Consider the following 17769-nt stretch of genomic DNA (forward strand, 5'->3'; position numbering starts at 1 on the left):
TGCCGGACGTGGCCGGCCGGGAGGGACTCCCAGCGGACGTTGTACTCCACGTTCGGGGTGGTCACCACGACCGTGCGCGGCCGGGCCGCGCCGAACACCGCGTACTCCAGGGCGGGCAGCCGCGGCAGGTCGAGGTGCTCGATCACCTCGCTGAGCACGGCCGCGTCGTACCCCTTGAGGCGGTTGTCGGTGTAGGCGAGCGAACCCTGGAACAGCTTGACGCGGGAAGCCTGGCGCTCGCCCATGCGGTCCAGCTTCAGCCGCCGCGAGGCGATGGTCAGCGCGCGCACCGACACGTCGACCCCGACGATCTCGGTGAACCGCGGGTCCTTGAGCAGCGCCTGCACCAACTGACCCTGTCCGCACCCGAGATCGAGGACCCGGGCGGCACCCGCCCCGCGCAGGGACTCGATGATCGCGTCCCGCCGCAGCACGGCCAGCGGGGTCGGCTTCTCCTCGTCCTCGGTCTCGGCGCCGACCGCGTTGTCGAGCTCCTCGACCTCGCTGTCGTCGGCCTCCGCAAGCCGCACCAGCTCAAGCCGCTCCATCGCCTGCCGGGTCAGCGACCAGCGGCGCGAGAGATAGCGGCTGGTGATCAGCTTCTGCTCCGGGTGCGCGGGCAGCCAGCCCTCACCGGCGCGCAGCAGCTTGTCGACCTCGTCGGGCGCGACCCAGTAGTGCTTCGCGTCGTCCAGCACGGGGAGCAGCACGTAGAGGTGGCGCAGCGCCTCGGCGAGCGTCAGCTCCTGCGACTCCAGGACCAGGCGCACGTACCGCGAGTCGCCCCACTGCGGGAACTCGCTGTCCAGCGCGACCGGTTCGGCGGCCACCGTCCAGCCCAGCGGCTCGAAGAGCCGCCGTACGAGCTCCGGGCCGCCGCGCGCGGGCAGCGCGGGCACCTCCATGCGCAGCGGGCGCGGCTGCGCCGGCAGCTCGGGCCTGGCGTGGCAGGTGCCCTTGATCGCGCTGGAGAACACGCTGCTCAGCGCCACGGCAAGGAGCGAGGAGGCCGCGTACGGCCGGTCGTTGACGTACTGCGCGAGGGCCGCGTCGGGCGCGCCGCCGCGTCCCTTGCCCTTGCCCCGCCGCACCAGGGCCACCGCGTCGACCTCCAGCAGCAGCGCCGCCGTGCAGCGCTGCTCCTCCGCCTCGGGGTACAGGACGTGCGCCGTCCCGTAGGAGGTGGAGAACGCCTGCGCCTTGTCGGGATGCTTGTGCAGCAGGTGGCCGAGGTCGGTGGCGGGGCGTTCCGGCGTGCCGGTGGTGGTGATGGTCAGGAACATGGGCAGGGCCTCTCCGGCCGGTGGACGATTTGCTACGGCCGTGCGCGCGAAAGCCCCCAGGAACGGTGATCCTGGGGGCTCGGCAGGACGACCGTCCCACCTTCGCACACGGCCGCCGACCGGCGCCCTCGTTTATTCCTACGACAGCTGGGCCTGGACGTGGGAGGAGATCTGCTCCAGGTGGTCCAGGTCGGAGAGGTCGAGGATCTGGAGGTAGAAGCGACGGGAGCCGGTCTCGGCGTAGCGGCCGATCTTGTCGACGACCTCGGCCGGGGTGCCCGCGAGACCGTTGGCCTTCAGCTCGCCGACCTCGCGGCCGATCGCGGCGGCGCGGCGGGCGACCTCCTGGTCGTCCTTGCCGACGCAGACGACCAGGGCGTTGGACAGGACGAGGTCGTCCGCGTCGCGGCCGGCCTCCACCGCGGCGGCGCGGACGCGGGCGAACTGGCGCTCGCTGTCCTCGACCGAGGCGAACGGCATGTTGAACTCGTCGGCGAAGCGCGCCGCAAGGCGCGGGGTGCGGGTCGCGCCGTGGCCGCCGATCAGCACCGGGATCCGGTCCTGGGCGGGCTTGGGCAGCGCGGGCGAGCCGGTGAGGTCGTAGAAGCTGCCGTGGAAGTCGAACGTCTCGCCGGGCTTCGTCCGCCACAGGCCCGTGACGATCTCGAGCTGCTCCTCCAGGCGGCCGAACTTCTCCTTCGGGAAGGGGATGCCGTACGCCTTGTGCTCCTCCTCGAACCAGCCCGCGCCCAGGCCCAGTTCGACGCGGCCGCCGGACATCTGGTCGACCTGCGCGACCTGGATGGCGAGCACGCCGGGCAGCCGGAAGGTGCCGGCCGTCATCAGCGTGCCGAGGCGGATGCGCCGGGTCTCGCGGGCCAGGCCGGCGAGCGTGATCCAGGCGTCGGTGGGGCCGGGCAGGCCGTCCCCCGAACCCATGCGCAGATAGTGGTCGGAGCGGAAGAAGGCGTCGAAACCGAGGTCCTCGGTGGCCTTCGCCACGGTGAGAAGCGTGTCGTAGGAGGCCCCCTGCTGGGGCTCGGTGAAGATGCGAAGATCCATCCCTCCATCCTGCACGGCCCGTGGCCGGGCGGCCCCACCGGCGTCCTGCGGGGGCCGCGTCCCCGGTCGGGTGAAATCCGTCAACGCCGCGCGCGGGGCACGCACCCGCCAGTGACCGGGCCTTATGGCGATCGTTGGGCGTGCGGAGCCGGATCGCCCGGCGCCCGCACCGGCCGGTCCTCGCCGGTGTGTCACCCGCATGGGCCTCGCCCGGGGCCCGGGGCCGAGGAGGCCGTCATGTCCGAAGAGTCCGTTCCGCAGCAGGGCGAGGGCACCGGCCGGCCCAAGGGGCTGCTGCAGCAGATGGAGGAGCTGATGGCGGCCCTGAACGCGGACCTGTCGGCCCTGGACGCGGATCTGCAGTCGGCGGGGCGGGGCACGGCGGAGGAGGGCGAGAACGCCTGACGCCGGACAGACCCTAGCCCGCCTCCCGCCCCGGTAACGCCTCCTCCCGGTCCGCCAGCCTGCGCAGCATCTCCCGTACCCGGTCCCGGGACTCGTCCGCCGCGTCGATGGCCTCCATGCACTGCCAGTAGGTGCTCTCGTCGTCCGCGGCGCAGGCGACGCCCACCAGGGCGATGCTCACCTCGCCGAGCAGGCCGCCGAGGCACAGGAGCGCCTGGCGGGCGTCACCCAGGTCGGTGAGCTGGGCCGCGCGCAGTTCCTCGGTGGTGAGGCGGGGGGTGTCCAGGACGCCGCAGCCGCGGCCCGCCAGCTCGGTCAACCCCAGCGCCTCACCGCGCAGTTCGGGCGGGCCGGCCACCGCGAGGCGACTGCCTATCGCCTGCGCCAGGGCCTGCGCCTGCCATACCTCGGTCATGGTCTCCGGCATGCCGCTGCTCCCTGTCAGGGCACGTCTGCTGGTCACGATGAGCCGCACAGCGTCCATGCGCTGCCCCCGTCCGTCCCGACGCGCTGCCCACGCGTCTTCCCGAACTCCGTTGTCCACTACCCAGAGTGAGGGTGTGTGGGACGAAAAGCCAGAGGAAGACGGAAATCTGCGGACAACAAATCGATTTCAGGCCGGAAATTGACTGCGGAGAGTGAAAGTGGACTGAACCACTCCTCACAACTGCCTTACGGCGCGGGGAATCTCCGCTCGTTGCGGTCGATCTTCGCGTCCAGCGCCGCGAGCGGATCGATGTCCAGCACCTCGCACAGCTGCAGCAAGTAGGCGAGCACGTCGGCGACTTCGTCCGTCACGCGGTGCGCGGTGTCCGGCTCGTCCATGACGCGGGCCGACTCCTCCGGCGTCAGCCACTGGAAGATCTCGACCAGTTCGGACGCCTCCACGCTGAGCGCGGCGACGAGGTTCTTGGGCGTGTGGTACGGCTGCCAGTTGCGGGCGGCCGCGAAGTCGGCCAGCCTGCGCTGCAGTCCCGGCACGTCGAGGGGTTCGCGCGGGGGGCCGCCCCGGGGGGCCTGGGGATCGTTCACGGCTTCAGGTGTACCACCGTGACACCAGCCGCCCCGCCCGCACCGCCCCGCGCGGCCCCGTCTCCCTCCGCACCGTCTCCCTCCGCGCCGCCTCCCTCTGCGCCGCCGTCCATCCCCGCGCCGTCCGCCCCCGTGAGCCACGACGCGTCGCTGACCGCGGCGACGACGCGGATGTGGCCGCGTACGCCCATCCGCCCCGCCAGCCGCAGCAGTTCGCGCCGCTGCCGGGGGTCGAGGGAGCGGTCGAAGCCGTCGGCGAGGACGGTGAGCGTCTGCATCGCGGCGGGCACCTCGCCGGCGGTGTCCACCTCCAGCACCCCGGGGCCGGTCAGCAGGACCAGGGCGAGGGCGAGATACCTCAACTCGCCGTCGCCCAGGCGCCGCAGGGCCGTACGGAGACCGTCGCCGCGGTCGAGCACGGCCCGCACGCAGCCGTCGCCGAGCGGCTCGGCGAGCACGTCGGCGACCGGTCCCGGGCATCCGGCGCGCACCGCGTCGACGAGCAGGGCATGCCGCCGGCCGCACTCGGCGCGGGTGCGCCAGAGCACGTCGGCGAGGTTGTCGCAGCCGCCGAGGAGCCGGCCGGAACCCATCGGCACCGGGCCTCGCATCCGGCGCGGGCGCGGATCGCAGGCGAACACGGACCGCAGCGCGACGACCATCTGCTCGGCGGCGGCGAGCACCCGGCGCTGCCCGTCGGTCTTGCCGGCCACACGCAGGGGCAGCAGCGCGGTGCCGAGCCGGTCGTCGGGCAGCGGGGCGCGGGTCACGGACGCGGAGCCGGCGGTGTGCCAGGCGGCCTGCACGGTACGGCGGGAGGGGTCGCGCAGGGCGGTCTCCAGCAGCACCAGCCCGCCGGAGGTCAACCGCTCGCCCACGAGGCGCAGTTCGGGCTCGGCCTGCACCGCGACGTCGAGCCGGACCGGCCCCTCGGGCCCGTCGGCGGTGCAGCCGATGCGGAACCCCCGCCGCCGCTGCGCGTCGGGCCGCGCCCGGTCCGGGACGTACGCGGCCGCGTCCGGGAACACCTCCGCCACCTCGGCGCCACCGCCGAGCCGCGCGAGCGCCTCGTAGGCCCGCAACGCGGTCGTCTTGCCGCTCCCGCTGCCGCCGGCGAGCACGGTGACCGGCCCGAGCCCGAACCCGGTCCCGCGGTGCCCGGCGAACGCGGACAGCCGCAACTCGGTGAGACAGGGGCGGGCGCGGCCCGCGGTCGGCACGGTCATGGCGCGACCGTAGATCCGGCTCCGGCCGGTGAACCGTTACGGCGTCGGCAGCTTCCTACGATCGGGGGACCGCGGTCAGACGCCCGACATCCCGGCGCTCTCCATCAGGTCGGTGACCTCGGTGTCCGCGGGGGTGAGCAGGAAGACGTTCCGGTCCACGCGGTGCATGCCGCTCGCCAGGCCGAAGACGACCCCGGTGCTGAAGTCCAGCACCCGCTTGGCGACTTCGGACTCCGCGCCGGTGAGGTCCAGCAGGACGGGGATGCCGGCCATCAGGGTCTCGGCGACCTCGCGGGCGTCCGCGAAGACGTTCACCCGGAGCACCACGAAGCGGCGGCGCATCTCCGTCTCCGCCTCGGGCATCGAGCGGTGGTCCACCGCGGACGGCCAGGCGTCGCGCCCCCGCAGCGGCACGACCTGCGCAAGGCCCGCCCACTGCTCATCGGTGACGTCGTGGCTGTTCACCGGCTCCCCCAACTGACTCGTACTCCATGCCTGCACCAGCCAATTCTTACGCCAAGTCACCCGTTCGGCCCAACAGCGACACGGTCCGCGACCGTCACAACCGTGCCCAAAGAAGCGGGCGTTGACGTCCGGAATGACCGCTTCCTGCCTGATCGAGGCTTCTTACCGGCCTCACACCGGACTCTTCACCTCCCGCCATCCGCCGCTCACCGGGCGCGGCTAGCGTCACCTGACGTGCACTTGGCAGAAAATCAGCTGGTGGCACCCGGTCGGCGGACGCAGTCGGCGGTGTCCGCCGACCCGCAACCGCAACCGCAGCAGTGGCATCGCGTGCTGACCCTGCTGGCGGACGTCAGCCTCTTCATCGGCACCCGGTCGGTGTGGACCCAGGGAGCCAGCCACCGGCTGCCCGTGGCCGCGGTGATCTCGGTCTGCTACGCCTCGATCCTGGTGTGCGGCGTCCTGGCGCTGGTGGTGCGCAGGACCCGCCCGCTGGCGCGGCTGGACCTGTGCGTCCTGGTCACGGCGGTGACGCTGGCCCTGTGCACCTGGGTCATGAACCACGGCGGCTCCGACGAGGCGATCCTGACCACCCAGGCCGCCCGGGAGATCGTCGCGGGCCATCCCGTCTACGGGCAGCCCTGGCCCTGGCTCTTCGGCCACGGCGTCGCGCTCACCCCGACCGTGACCGGCGGCTACGACTTCACCTACGGCTATCCGCCGCTGGCCCCCCTGCTCACCGCACCGCTGCTGTGGCTGGGACACGGCGGCGCCCCGGCGACCGCGGTGAGCACCGCGGCGCTCGTCGCCGGCACCGTCCTGCTGTGGCGGATGCTGCCCACGCCGTGGCGGTCGGCGGCCACCATGGCCTGCCTCGGCTTCGGCTTCCTGCCGACCTACGCCCGGCTCGGCTACCCGGCGATCACCGCCTTGGCCCTGCTGATCCCGGTGGTCGTGCACTGGCCGCGGATCGGGCGGGGCGGCCGGCTGGGACCGGCCGGCGCCGCCCGCGCGATGTGCCTGGGCGCCGCGTGCGCGACCCAGCAACTGCCCTGGTTCCTGACGCCGTTCCTGCTGGCCGGGATCTACGCCGTGCGCCGGGGCGAGCTGGGCCCGCGCGCCGCGACACGGCTGATCCTGCGGGTCGTCGGCATCGCCGCCACCGTATGGCTGCTGATCAACACGTACTTCGTCGTGAGCGAGCCGGGCACCTGGATCGCCGGCATCGCGCTGCCGCTGACGCAGGGCGCGACCCTGCACGGGCAGGGCCTCGGGGACATCTCCCTCTACCTCACCGACGGCAGCGACCGGCTCGACTGGTACGGGCACGCCAGCCTGCTGCTGGCCGCGGCCCTGCTCGCGCTGCTGGTGCTGTTCATGCGCCGTCTGGGCCCCGCGGCGACCGTCCTGCCCTGGTGCGCCTTCTACCTGGCGACCCGCTCGCAGGACGGCTACTACCTGATGATGACCCCGTTGTGGCTGGCGGCGGCGGTCACCGCTCCCCCGGCGGAGTTCGCCCGCGCCTGGCAGCCGCGCCCGCGCCCGCTGCGCGGCCCGCACCGCCGTACGGCACTGATCGCGGCCTGCGTGCTCCTGGTCGCACCGGCGCTGGCGAGCGCGGCCGTGGCGGTCACCGGGACGCCGCCGCTGCGGATGCGCGTCGCCGCGGTACGGCGCCTGTCCGCGGACGTCGTCTCCCGGCTGACGCTCCAGGTCACGAACGAGGGCGGCAGTCCCCTGACCCCGCACTTCATGGTCACGACCAACCAGGGGTCCGGAAAGTACTGGTCGCTGGTGCGGGGACCGGCCACGATCCCCGCCCACGGCACCGCGCGGATGGAGATCCGCCCGGCCGCCGGGAAGTTCGCCCTGCCCACCAGACCGAGCACCCGGCTGCGCCTGCGGGCCTTCACCGCGACGCCGCAGACGCTGTCGAGCACCTACATCCGTCTCAGGGAGCGCGCCGGCGCCGGTGCGCACCACTCCCGCTGACCAGCGTCAGGCCCCGGAGCCGCGCACGAAGCGCAGTGCGGCCGTGACCGTGGTCAGGCCGCGCATCATGCCCAGCTGGTTCCAGGTGAGGCCGAACTCGTGGCGGTCCACGGCGAATTCCGTCTCCAGGGTGAGCGCGTCGGCGTCCGCGCCCACCAGCCGCGCGGTGAGGGTCTGCGGACGGCTGACGCCGCGCACGGTGAGCTGACCGGAGACCTCGACGGTGTCGCCGGACCCGGCCGTCGCGCCGCGCACGGCGAAGGTGATCTCGGGGTGGTTCGCGGCGTCGAAGAAGTCGGCGGAGCGCAGGTGCTCGTCGCGCTTCTTGTTCCCGGTGTCGAGCGTGGCGGCGTCCAGGGTCAGGGTGCCGGTGGCGGAGCCGTCGGGACGCACCTCGCCCTGTCCGCCGACGGCGCCGAAGGCGCCCTTGACGGTGACGAGGCCCCACATCGTCCGGTGGCGCACGGCGACGGTGGAGGCGGTCGTGTCCAGCTGCCACACACCGGTTTCGACGGCGACGGTCATGAGCTTCTCCAGGGGGATGCGAGCGGTTGGTTCAAATTTGGATGACCTCACGCTAGCCTGTTATCCAAATCTGGACAACCGTCTCGTCCAAAATTGGACAACGGTTAGACTCGATCCCATGGCCGACCCCGAGGAGCACAGCGGCGACCTGCCCGGATGCCCGTCCGCGCAGGGCGGCGGACTGCTGCCCGAGGAGCTGCGGGCGTGGATGGTGATGCTCGCGGCCATGGGGGCGGTGGAGCAGGAGCTGCGGTCCGTGGTGAAGGACCGGCTCGACGTCTCGCACGACGAGTTCCTGATCCTGTGCCTGCTCGCGGAGTCGCCGAGGGAAGGCCTGCGCATGACACGCATCGCGGAGCTCCTCGGCCGCCCGAAGACCCGGCTCACCTACCAGATCGCCTGTCTCCAGCACGCCGGCCTGGTCACCCGCAAGTCGGTCTGCGGCGACAAGCGTGGCATCGAGGTCGCCCTCACCGACAAGGCGCGCACCCTCCTGGAGGACGCCTCCGCCACGCTTGCCTCGACGGTCACCGGGGCCCTCACCCGCGTGATGGGACCGGACCAGCACGAGGCGGTGTCCGGCCTGCTGCCGCGACTCACCGGAGAACCCGAGGCGGGGTAGCCGGCACGGCGGATGCCCGCCCGTGCCCCGGTGGACGCCGAGGGGCTGGAGGCCGGCTGCTGCGGGCGGGCCGGCACCTGCGGCTTCGAGCGCGCTCACCTGGAGGTCGGCGGTCACGAAGGCGTGCACCTGGCCGAGTTGTTGGCCTCTGGCCTGCCCGCGGGCGCGCACGGCAGTGCGTACGCCGCAGGACCGGGCGTACGGCCGGCCCCGCCGGGACGAAGCGCCAGGACCCTGGCCGGGGCCGGGGCCGGGCTGGGCGTGGCGTTCGTCGCGGCGGGGGTCACCCGCGGGCTGCGGCGGTAGCGGCCGTCAGGAACCCGTGCCGGAACGGCCGCGCAGGAGTGCGAACGCGGCCGCCGCCAGGCCCAGCGCCCCCACGACCAGTCCGGCGATCCCGAGAGCGCGGGCGGTGGAGTCGCTGCTGTCCGAGGAGGCGGACGCGGCGGGGGCCTTCGAGGCCGGCGCGCCGGAGCTGTCGCCTGCGCCGCCCGCGTCGCCGCCGTCGTCCCCGGCGGTCTTCGCGGTCAGCTTGAGGACGGGGGCCGGGTTCTCCGGCTCGTCCCCGCCGGACTGGGGCTGCTCGATCCAGCGGACGGTCCTGCCGTCCGAGTAGGTCTGCAGGGTTTTGAAGACCAGCTGGTCGCCGCTGTCGGGCAGTTGACCGAAGGCGACGTCGAAGTCCTCGTACTGGCCGGGGCCGATCTTCCCGCCGGTCCAGGTGATCTCGGAGACGGCGTCCGTGATGGTGCCGTCGTCGGTCTTGACCGGCGTCTTGAGCTTGGTGCTGGTGACCTTCGCCGTCCAGCCGTCCCGCGGCGGCGGGACGAGCACACCGAGGACGGGATGGTCGGTGGGCAGGAAGACCTGCACCTTGGTGGTCCGGGCGGTGTCCTCCTCGTTGGGGACCCGGAAGGTCAGGACGCCGTCCGTGGCGCCCTTCGCATAGCTGTCGGGGTGGACGGTGACGTGCGCGGAGGCGGCGCCCGCGGCGGCGAGGACCCCGGCGGCGGCCAGGGCGGTCACGGCGCCGGCGCGGAACAGGGCGGTACGTGCGGTGGACATGACTGGGTCGGTCTCCGTACTGGGTGAGGGGTGTCGTGATCAGATCGCGTACGACGTCCCCCGCGGCGGACCGCGCCGCTGCACCGCGTGCCGCAGCAGGAGCCGCCGCAGCGGCCGCGGAGCACCCGCCCCCCGGCGTACGGCGTCGGGCGGGTCCGGCACCCTCCACCCACCGCCGCGCACCTGCCACCAGGCCGCGAGGCCCGGCACGAGCCGGGCGGCGCGCCGCAGCAGGGACCACAGCGCGGCCTCGCCGCGCCGCAGCCACCACGTGAGCACCACGGCCGCGCCGACGTGCGCGACGGTGGCGTGCGGCGCCAGGGCGTGCGAGTGGGCCATGCCCATGCCGTGCATGGCCTGCATCCCGCCCATGCCGGGCATCCCCCGCATGGTCATGCCCGGGTGCGGCCGTACGGAGTCGAAGGCGAGGTGCAGTCCGCCCTGGGCCGTGAGCGTGCCCGCGCCGATGGCGGGCAGCGACCGTTCGCGCCCGGCCAGCAGACAGCCGGCGCCGAAGACCGGCCCGAACCCGGCGGCCTGCACCCACACGGGCGGCGCCGCCCCGGTCGCGAGGGCATGGCCCCCGGCGGCGAGCAGCACGCACAGCGCGGCGAACACCGCCGCGCGCATGACGCGTACCGAAGGGGCCGCCCTCATGGCGCCCGATACTGCCATGCCCGGGTTCGGCCCCGCCGTCCGGATGCCGGCCCGCGCCGGTGCACACTGAAGACCCACGGACCGAACGGCCAAGGCGGTGTCGGGATGCGCATCCGGATCGACGGCGTGGACCTGCCCGGCCGCAGCTGCGGGCCCGGCGACGGCATCCCGTCGTACACGGACATCCATGTGGCCGTGCAACGCCGGGACCGCCCGGGCGAGTTGCTCGACCCGCAGCCGGGCGACGCGGTCCGTGCGAGCTGGACGTTCGAGTGCACGGTCACCGGTACGGACGTCAAGGGGCCCTATGTTCAAGGGCGTCCCGGCGCCCGGTTCGTCTATCTGTCGTGGGGGACGGTCGACGGCGCCGGTGCCTTCGCCATGTTCCGGCGCGCCAAGCTGATGCTGGACGCGGTGCCCGCGGACGTGCTCGGGGCGGCCGTCCGCGAAGGACTGCTGGTGGGGCGGCTCGGGCTGACCGACGGGCGCGGTCACCCCCTGTGCGCCCGGGTCGTGCCGCCGCGGATCACCTGGAGCGCCGGGCCCGACGGCCTGAGCTGACCGGGGGCAGCCACGGACCGTCCGCGCAGCGCTCCCGTCCGACCCACCGACCGGCGAGGCGACCATGCGTCAGCAGGAACCGCACGACCCACGGACCGGGGCCTCCCTCGCCGCCTCGGCGTCCGCGCGGTGGGCCGCCGGCGCCTTCCGTACCGCGGGCGCCCGTACGGTTCTCGTCCTCGGCGCCGGGCACGGACCGGACGCGGCGTTCCTCGCCCGGGCGGGCCTCACCGTGCGGACGGCCGAACTGCGCGTCCCGCTGCCGCTGCCCGACGCCGGCGTGGACGCCGTGTTCGCGCCCCTGGTGCTGTGCGCGGTGCCCACGACCCGGGAGATGCGGGCGGCGGTGGACGAGATCGGCCGGGTGCTGCGCCCGGGCGGCCTGCTCGTCTACACCGTCCGCCACACCGGCGACCCGCACTTCCGCACCGGGGTCCACCGCGGCGGCACGGTCTACGAACACGGCGGCGTCGCCGTCCACTTCTTCGACGCGGACCTGCTGCACGCCCTGTCCCGGGGCTGGCACGTGCACGGCGTCCAGGCCTTCGAGGAGGGCGAACTCCCCTACCGGCTCTGGAGGGTGACCCAGGCCAGGTGATCGGGTCACCCCGTCAGGGGCCGGGCCGCTTCCCGGGCGTCCCCGTCCGTGCGGCACAGCAGAGCCGCCCACAGGTCGAGGCGGTCGTGGAGGCGGGAGAGGTGGCGGCCCGTGAAGTGCTCGATGCGGCCGACGCGGTAGTGCACGGTGTTGACGTGCGGATGCGGGGCCTCGGCGGTGCGCGCCCAGGAGCCGTCGTGGGCGAGGAAGGTCTCCAGGGTCTCCCGCAGTACGGCGGCGGACGCGTCCCGGGGCCGCGGCAGCGGGCCGGGCACGCAATGGCTGTAGGCGGCGCGGACCTCGGCGGGTATGCCGGTCAGCAGCGTCTCCAGGCCGGTGAGGGCGGCGCGGAGTCGCCGGGCGCGGTGGTGCTGGCCGAGGCGAGGACGTAACCGGCCTCCGCCGGCGCGCCGTTGAGAGCCGCCCCGCCGTCGGGGGTGCCCGCTCGTGCGCCCCCGGTGCCGTGCGCGGCGGCCCCGATTCCCGCGTGCACCGGCACGTTCGGCGCGCCCGCGGTCACCCGCGGCCAGGCGTCGGCGATCCGGACCGCGTCGTCCTCGGGGACGACCGCGAAGGCGAGGCCGTCCGGCAGCGGGCCCAGCACGGCGGGGCCCATCGCCGTGTGCGACCGCCTCGGCCGGCGCCCCCTCCGCGAGACCGTCCCGCCGGGCGGCCGTGCCGGCGACGACCACCCGGTACGGGAGATCCGGCGGCAGACCGCAGGCCCGCAGTGCCGCGGGCAGGTCGAGGGCGGTGTGGAACAGGCGCTCGGGGCCGCCCTCTTCGAGATCGTGCGGCTCGACGGGCACGGGGCGGTGGCCACCGCCGCCTTCCGCCGCGACCGGCTGCCCCAGCACGCCGACGTGCCGCGCACGGAGGTCCACTTCACGGAGACGGCGGACGCGGCCGGTGTGCGCTTCACGCAGGTGCCGCCGACCCGGGACCGGGTGTGGCTCAGGCTTCGTGACGCGGGTATCCGCCGTCCACCCGGATCGCCCGGATCCCGCTGATGTACCGGGCCCCGCACCGGTCCTGCGGCAGCACCAGCTGGGGTCCGGCGCCGTCGAGCGGAGCGTCGTCGATGGCGGCCGCGAGCAGCACCGGCGCGTGCGCGAAGTCGGGGTCGATCTCCGCCCAGGACAGCAGCGCGTGGTGGCCGTCGGCGCCGGTGACCGCGATCAGGAAGCGCAGCCGGTCCTTGCGCCGGGCGGGGTCGAAGCCGGGGCCCGCGTCGGACAGCACGTCGTACAGGAGCGGTCCGGCGAAGCTGTGGTGCTGCACGCCGCTGGTCCGGCACTCGAAGGCGACCCGCACCTCGTGCTGCGGCCGGCCGAGCAGATCGGGCACGGTCAGCCGGGCCGGGCGGGCGAGATCACCGGTCACGGCGAGCTCGGCGACCGGCTGCGTCAGGGGCTGCGTCACGGGCTACCACCTCCCGCTCGACCGTACCCGGCGGCCCGCTTCCGACAAACGCATCTGCACGCCAAAACGGGGGTGCGCCCGCGCTTGTGCGAAGCGACAGGAGATCGCCACCTCGCATCTGCGCCTAGGCCACAAGTGCCGCCAGGACCTCCGCACAGATGGCCATGGCGGTCTCCGCGGGGGTGCGGGCGCCGATGTCCAGGCCGATCGGGCCGTGGATGCGCCCGAGCAGCCGCTCGTCCAGGCCCGCCTCGGCGAGCCCCGCGGCCCGGCGCTCCTGCGTGTGGCGCGAGCCCAGGGCGCCCACGTACGGGATGCCCGAGGTGAGCGCCGTACGGAGGGTGGGGACGTCGACCTCGCTCTCGTGGCTGAGCATGATCAGGCAGGCGGCCGCGGGGCGCTCGGCGAGCAGCTTCGCGGCGTCCTGCGCGGCCGAGGTGACCGCGGCCTGCCAGCCCAGCAACTCGGCCTGCGCGAGAAGGAGTTCGGCGAGTTCACCGCCGCCGACGATGACGAGGCGGGGGACGGCGGGGCAGGTCTCGATCAGGACGAGCCCGGCGTCGGTGGACCGCACCTCGCGGCCGGCGCGACGGCGGGCGAGCAGGTCGCGGGCGCGGGCGGCGGCCTGCGGCGGCAGGTCCGCCTCGTCCGGGTCCGGGCCCGGGGTGACCACGGTGCTGACGGCATGGGCGCGCCGCTCGTCGAGCCAGGTGATCAGCGCGGCGTCGCCGCCGGACGCGAGCACCTCCCACCAGCGGGCCGGGACGGCGGGCAGCGGCTGGAGCAGGATCTCCGCCTGCCCGCCGCAGGTCAGCCCCGCTTCCCTGACCCCGTCGTCGTGGACGGCCACCGCGCACACGCGGGCGGTGTGCCCCGGCGCGAGCGTGGCGGCCTCCTCGGCCAGCCGCCGGTCGAAGGCGCCCTGGTAGAGGCTGCCGTGGCAGGTCCCCTCCGCGTCGATCAGGAGCGCGTCGGCCGGTCGCCGGGGCCCGAACCCCCGCTCGGTCACCGGCCGCGCTAGGACCGCCGCACCGCGCCCGAGGGCCACCCACCGCCGCGCCGTGTCCGCCAGTTCACGCATGTCCCCAGCGTAGTCAGTACACGTCGCGTACGTACCTTCTGTCGGTGGCGAGCCGCTTGACGTAGGCCGCCGCGCCCGCCTCGTCCGGGCCGCCGTGCACGACCGCGACGTCCCTCAGGGCCCGGTCGACGTCCTTGGCCATGCGGGCGGCGTCGCCGCAGACGCAGAAGTGCGCACCGTCCTGGAGCCAGGACCACAGCAGCGGGCCGTGTTCACGCATCCGGTCCCGGACGTGGACCTTGGCGCGCCGGTCGCGGGAGAAGGCGGAGTCCAGGCGGGCGAGGGTGCCGTCGGCGAGGAAGCCGGTCAGCTCGTCCTCGTAGGAGAAGTCGGCGGCCCGGTGCTGCTCGCCGAAGAACAGCCAGTTGGGGCCCCGGTGGCCGAGGGCGCGCCGCTGCTCCAGGAAGCCGATGAAGGGGGCGACGCCGGTGCCGGGGCCGACCACCACCATCGGGGTGGCCGGGTCGGCGGGCGGCCGGAAGTGGGCGGCGGGCTGGACGCGGACCGGTACGACGCCGCCCGGCGCGGCGTCGGCCAGGAACGGGGAGCAGACGCCCTGCCGCGGCCGGCCGTGCAGGTTCTCGTAGCGGACGACGGAGACGGTGAGGGAGACCAGGCGGGGGTCGGTCAGCGGGCTGGACGATAGGGAGTACAGCCGCGGCCGGAGGCGGCCGAGGACCTCGGCCACTCACCCGCCCCGGCCCGGGTGCCGTGCTCGGCGACCACGTCGGCGGCCTGCCGTCCCCAGGACCACTGAGCGAGCCCGTCCTTGTTGCCCGGGCGCAGCAGCTTGGACCCGCCCACGACACCCCGCCTCCGCCGATCGTCCCGCACGTTCCGACCATCCGTGACGCTACGTAGCGCCCATTTCACGGTGTCTCCTGCGCAGGTCAGCGGGGGCTACACCGGGCGCACCGGGGCGGGGCCGGGGGTGTGAGAGGGAGCGCCGGGGTGGCCGGGGACGTGCCGCGGTGCCGCCCGTCCCCGCCGCACCCGCCCGTCATCCGCCGTTCAGGGCGGCGCGGCAAAACTTGGCGGGTTCGTTTTCTTGAACTCTTCGTGTTTATCGGGCTAGGTTGATCCCATGACCGCGTCCCAGACCCCGAACACCGCCGCTGAGCTGCGCGGTGCCGGCCTGCGGGTGACGGCCGCCCGCGTCGCACTGCTCGAGACCGTCCGCGAGGGCGACCACCTCGGCGTCGAAGCGATCGCGTCGGGAGTGCGCGACCGCGTGGGCCACATATCCCTGCAGGCCGTGTACGAGGCTCTCCACGCGCTCACCACGGCCGGACTCGTCCGCCGCCTCGAGCCGCCCGGCAGTGCCGTCCGGTTCGAGGGACGGGTCGGCGACAACCATCACCACCTCGTGTGCCGATCGTGCGGAACCGTCGTCGACGTCGACTGCGCGGTGGGCCACGCCCCCTGTCTGACCGCCTCCGACGACCGCGGCTTCGCGGTCGACGAGGCCGAGGTCATCTACTGGGGCCTGTGCCCCGCCTGCTCCACCGAAGCCCCCACTTCAGCACCCTGATCCACCCAGTTCGGAAGGACTGTCATGTCTGAGAACCCCGATGCAATCGTGACCGACCCGAAGGCGGACGGCACCGGCGGCTGCCCGGTCGCGCACGAGCGTGCCGCGCACCCGACTCAGGGTGGTGGCAACCGTCAGTGGTGGCCGGAGCGGCTGAACCTGAAGATCCTGGCCAAGAACCCCGACGTGGCGAACCCGCTCGGCAAGGACTTCGACTACGCGGCGGCCTTCCAGGCCCTCGACCTCGCGGCCGTGAAACAGGACATCGCCGAGGTGCTCACCACCTCGCAGGACTGGTGGCCGGCCGACTTCGGCAACTACGGCCCGCTGATGATCCGCATGGCCTGGCACAGCGCGGGCACCTACCGCATCAGCGACGGCCGCGGCGGCGCCGGCGCCGGCCAGCAGCGCTTCGCCCCGCTCAACAGCTGGCCGGACAACGCCAGCCTCGACAAGGCCCGCCGTCTGCTGTGGCCGATCAAGAAGAAGTACGGCCAGAGCATCTCCTGGGCCGACCTGATGGTCCTCACCGGCAACGTCGCGCTGGAGCAGATGGGCTTCGAGACCTTCGGCTTCGGCGGCGGCCGCGCGGACGTCTGGGAGGCCGAGGAGGACGTCTACTGGGGTCCCGAGACCACCTGGCTGGACGACCAGCGCTACACCGGCGACCGTGAGCTGGAGAACCCGCTCGGCGCCGTCCAGATGGGCCTGATCTACGTCAACCCCGAGGGCCCGAACGGCAACCCGGACCCGATCGCCGCGGCCCGCGACATCCGCGAGACCTTCCGCCGGATGGCGATGAACGACGAGGAGACCGTCGCCCTCATCGCCGGTGGCCACACCTTCGGCAAGACCCACGGCGCGGGCCCGGCGGACAACGTCGGCGCCGACCCCGAGGCCGCCCCGATGGAGCAGCTGGGCCTGGGCTGGAAGAGCACGTACGGCACGGGTGTGGGCAAGGACGCGATCACGTCCGGCCTGGAGGTCACCTGGACCACCACGCCCACCCGGTGGAGCAACGGCTTCTTCAAGAACCTCTTCGAGTACGAGTACGAGCTCGTCCAGAGCCCGGCCGGCGCCAACCAGTGGGAGGCGAAGGACGCCCCGGAGATCGTTCCGGACGCCTTCGACGCGGACAAGAAGCACCGCCCGACGATGCTCACCACCGACCTGTCGCTGCGCTTCGACCCGATCTACGAGCCCATCTCCCGCCGGTTCTACGAGAACCCGGAGGAGTTCGCGGACGCGTTCGCCCGCGCCTGGTACAAGCTGACCCACCGCGACATGGGCCCGAAGTCCCTGTACCTCGGCCCGGAGGTGCCGGCCGAGACGCTGCTGTGGCAGGACCCGCTGCCCGAGGCCGAGGGCGAGGCCATCGACGCCGCCGACGTGACGGCGCTCAAGGCGAAGATCCTCGACTCCGGTCTGACCGTCCCGCAGCTGATCGGCGCGGCCTGGGCGTCGGCCTCGACGTTCCGCGGCTCCGACAAGCGCGGCGGCGCCAACGGCGGCCGCGTCCGCCTCGAGCCGCAGCGCGGCTGGGAGGTCAACAACCCGGACGAGCTCGCGCAGGTCCTGCGTGTCCTGGAGAACATCCAGGGCGAGTTCAACTCCGGCGCCAAGAAGGTCTCGGTGGCCGACCTGATCGTCCTCGGCGGCTCCGCGGCCGTGGAGAAGGCGGCCAAGGACGCCGGTGTCGCGGTCGAGGTGCCGTTCGCGGCCGGCCGTGTCGACGCGACCGACGAGCACACCGACGCCGAGTCGTTCGCCGCGCTGGAGCCGCAGTACGACGGCTTCCGCAACTACGTCGGCAAGGGCAACCGTCTCCCGGCCGAGTACCTGCTGCTGGACCGCGCGAACCTGCTGAACCTGAGCGCGCCCGAGATGACCGCCCTGGTCGGCGGCCTGCGTGTCCTGGGTGCGAACTACGACGGTTCGAAGCACGGCGTGCTCACCGAGACGCCGGGCGTCCTGACCAACGACTTCTTCGTCAACCTGCTCGACCTGGGTACGACCTGGACGTCCACCTCCGAGGACCAGACCTCGTTCGAGGGCCGTGATGCCTCCGGCGCGGTCAAGTGGACCGGCACCCGTGCCGACCTCGTCTTCGGCTCCAACTCCGAGCTGCGTGCCCTCGCGGAGGTCTACGCGAGCGACGACGCCAAGGAGAAGTTCGTGACGGACTTCGTCAAGGCGTGGGTCAAGGTCATGAACCTGGACCGGTTCGACCTCGTCTGATCCC

The 17769-nt window shown here is 73.6% G+C and carries 22 protein-coding genes and 1 pseudogene; 9 read left to right on the forward strand and 14 right to left on the reverse strand.

The annotated features are described in order from the left end of the window. A partial coding sequence (locus ACFU97_RS44030) for a 3' terminal RNA ribose 2'-O-methyltransferase Hen1 (protein ID WP_384268429.1) occupies positions 1-1283 on the reverse strand: 1283 nt, incomplete at its 3' end. Between the two features lie 138 nt (positions 1284-1421). Beyond that, positions 1422-2345 (reverse strand): LLM class F420-dependent oxidoreductase, encoded by a 924-nt coding sequence (locus tag ACFU97_RS44035; protein WP_384268431.1) that lies wholly within the window; start codon positions 2343-2345, stop codon positions 1422-1424. Between the two features lie 237 nt (positions 2346-2582). Here ACFU97_RS44035 and ACFU97_RS44040 point away from each other — a divergent pair, with 237 nt between their 5' ends. Further along, positions 2583-2750, forward strand: coding sequence for a hypothetical protein (locus ACFU97_RS44040; RefSeq protein ID WP_384268434.1), 168 nt, complete (start codon positions 2583-2585; stop codon positions 2748-2750). A gap of 13 nt (positions 2751-2763) precedes the next feature. On the opposite strand, the gene ACFU97_RS44045 is transcribed toward ACFU97_RS44040, so the two are convergent. From ACFU97_RS44045 to ACFU97_RS44060, 4 genes are all read right to left on the reverse strand, one after another. Then, complete coding sequence (locus ACFU97_RS44045) at positions 2764-3234, reverse strand: DUF6099 family protein (protein ID WP_384268436.1); 471 nt, start codon at positions 3232-3234, stop codon at positions 2764-2766. Between the two features lie 188 nt (positions 3235-3422). Further along, the gene (locus ACFU97_RS44050) at positions 3423-3782 is read right to left on the reverse strand and encodes a nucleotide pyrophosphohydrolase (RefSeq protein ID WP_384268438.1); all 360 of its coding nucleotides are present in this window, start codon (positions 3780-3782) and stop codon (positions 3423-3425) included. After that, positions 3779-5008 carry an AAA family ATPase gene (locus ACFU97_RS44055; RefSeq protein WP_384268441.1) on the reverse strand — a complete coding sequence of 410 codons (1230 nt, stop codon included), beginning with the start codon at positions 5006-5008 and terminating at the stop codon, positions 3779-3781. The genes ACFU97_RS44050 and ACFU97_RS44055 overlap by 4 nt, the downstream gene beginning before the upstream one ends. Before the next feature lie 75 nt (positions 5009-5083). After that, positions 5084-5473 carry a cell division protein SepF gene (locus ACFU97_RS44060; protein WP_384268442.1) on the reverse strand — a complete coding sequence of 130 codons (390 nt, stop codon included), beginning with the start codon at positions 5471-5473 and terminating at the stop codon, positions 5084-5086. Positions 5474-5707: 234 nt separating this feature from the next. Between ACFU97_RS44060 and ACFU97_RS44065 the strand changes: the two genes are divergently transcribed. Further along, positions 5708-7465 carry a hypothetical protein gene (locus tag ACFU97_RS44065; protein WP_384268444.1) on the forward strand — a complete coding sequence of 586 codons (1758 nt, stop codon included), beginning with the start codon at positions 5708-5710 and terminating at the stop codon, positions 7463-7465. Positions 7466-7471: 6 nt separating this feature from the next. Here the strand turns inward: ACFU97_RS44065 and ACFU97_RS44070 are convergent, their stop codons facing one another. Beyond that, complete coding sequence (locus tag ACFU97_RS44070) at positions 7472-7990, reverse strand: YceI family protein (RefSeq protein ID WP_384268446.1); 519 nt, start codon at positions 7988-7990, stop codon at positions 7472-7474. 118 nt (positions 7991-8108) lie between these two features. Here ACFU97_RS44070 and ACFU97_RS44075 point away from each other — a divergent pair, with 118 nt between their 5' ends. Together ACFU97_RS44075 and ACFU97_RS44080 are read left to right on the forward strand one after the other, a co-directional pair. Next, entirely contained in the window at positions 8109-8612 is a 504-nt protein-coding gene (locus ACFU97_RS44075) for a MarR family winged helix-turn-helix transcriptional regulator (protein WP_384268448.1), read from the forward strand. Between the two features lie 12 nt (positions 8613-8624). Then, positions 8625-8918 carry a hypothetical protein gene (locus tag ACFU97_RS44080; protein ID WP_384268451.1) on the forward strand — a complete coding sequence of 98 codons (294 nt, stop codon included), beginning with the start codon at positions 8625-8627 and terminating at the stop codon, positions 8916-8918. A gap of 6 nt (positions 8919-8924) precedes the next feature. Here ACFU97_RS44080 and ACFU97_RS44085 read toward each other — a convergent pair whose 3' ends face one another. Together ACFU97_RS44085 and ACFU97_RS44090 are read right to left on the reverse strand one after the other, a co-directional pair. Further along, positions 8925-9677 carry a YcnI family protein gene (locus tag ACFU97_RS44085; protein WP_384268454.1) on the reverse strand — a complete coding sequence of 251 codons (753 nt, stop codon included), beginning with the start codon at positions 9675-9677 and terminating at the stop codon, positions 8925-8927. A gap of 39 nt (positions 9678-9716) precedes the next feature. After that, positions 9717-10307, reverse strand: a complete 591-nt coding sequence (locus ACFU97_RS44090; protein ID WP_384268455.1) for a hypothetical protein — start codon at positions 10305-10307, stop codon at positions 9717-9719. Between the two features lie 132 nt (positions 10308-10439). Between ACFU97_RS44090 and ACFU97_RS44095 the strand changes: the two genes are divergently transcribed. Both ACFU97_RS44095 and ACFU97_RS44100 read left to right on the forward strand, forming a co-directional pair. Next, positions 10440-10895, forward strand: coding sequence for a DUF5990 family protein (locus ACFU97_RS44095; protein WP_384268458.1), 456 nt, complete (start codon positions 10440-10442; stop codon positions 10893-10895). Between the two features lie 64 nt (positions 10896-10959). Next, entirely contained in the window at positions 10960-11493 is a 534-nt protein-coding gene (locus ACFU97_RS44100; protein ID WP_384268460.1) for a class I SAM-dependent methyltransferase, read from the forward strand. 5 nt (positions 11494-11498) lie between these two features. Here ACFU97_RS44100 and ACFU97_RS44105 read toward each other — a convergent pair whose 3' ends face one another. After that, entirely contained in the window at positions 11499-11768 is a 270-nt protein-coding gene (locus ACFU97_RS44105) for a PucR family transcriptional regulator (protein WP_384268462.1), read from the reverse strand. Between the two features lie 41 nt (positions 11769-11809). Next, positions 11810-12109 carry a hypothetical protein gene (locus ACFU97_RS44110; RefSeq protein ID WP_384268465.1) on the reverse strand — a complete coding sequence of 100 codons (300 nt, stop codon included), beginning with the start codon at positions 12107-12109 and terminating at the stop codon, positions 11810-11812. Between the two features lie 4 nt (positions 12110-12113). On the opposite strand from ACFU97_RS44110, the gene ACFU97_RS44115 reads away from it, so the two are divergent. After that, entirely contained in the window at positions 12114-12503 is a 390-nt protein-coding gene (locus tag ACFU97_RS44115) for a molybdopterin cofactor-binding domain-containing protein (RefSeq protein ID WP_384268467.1), read from the forward strand. Here the strand turns inward: ACFU97_RS44115 and ACFU97_RS44120 are convergent. From ACFU97_RS44120 to ACFU97_RS44130, 3 genes and pseudogenes are all read right to left on the reverse strand, one after another. Then, a complete protein-coding gene (locus tag ACFU97_RS44120; RefSeq protein WP_384268470.1) occupies positions 12448-12915 on the reverse strand; it encodes a molybdopterin-dependent oxidoreductase in 468 nt (155 codons plus the stop codon). The genes ACFU97_RS44115 and ACFU97_RS44120 overlap by 56 nt on opposite strands. 124 nt (positions 12916-13039) lie before the next feature. Continuing rightward, complete coding sequence (locus ACFU97_RS44125; RefSeq protein WP_384268472.1) at positions 13040-13996, reverse strand: XdhC family protein; 957 nt, start codon at positions 13994-13996, stop codon at positions 13040-13042. 13 nt (positions 13997-14009) lie between these two features. Beyond that, positions 14010-14788 (reverse strand): annotated as a pseudogene (locus ACFU97_RS44130) (reductase); the annotation flags it as partial. A 292-nt stretch (positions 14789-15080) separates the two neighbouring features. Here ACFU97_RS44130 and ACFU97_RS44135 point away from each other — a divergent pair. Both ACFU97_RS44135 and katG read left to right on the forward strand, forming a co-directional pair. Then, the gene (locus tag ACFU97_RS44135; protein WP_384268474.1) at positions 15081-15527 is read left to right on the forward strand and encodes a Fur family transcriptional regulator; all 447 of its coding nucleotides are present in this window, start codon (positions 15081-15083) and stop codon (positions 15525-15527) included. 24 nt (positions 15528-15551) lie between these two features. Continuing rightward, positions 15552-17765 (forward strand): catalase/peroxidase HPI, encoded by a 2214-nt coding sequence (katG, locus tag ACFU97_RS44140; RefSeq protein ID WP_384268476.1) that lies wholly within the window; start codon positions 15552-15554, stop codon positions 17763-17765. The last annotated feature ends 4 nt before the right edge of the window (positions 17766-17769 follow it).

Source organism: Streptomyces sp. NPDC057616, from assembly GCF_042800575.1.
Taxonomy (GTDB): domain Bacteria; phylum Actinomycetota; class Actinomycetes; order Streptomycetales; family Streptomycetaceae; genus Streptomyces.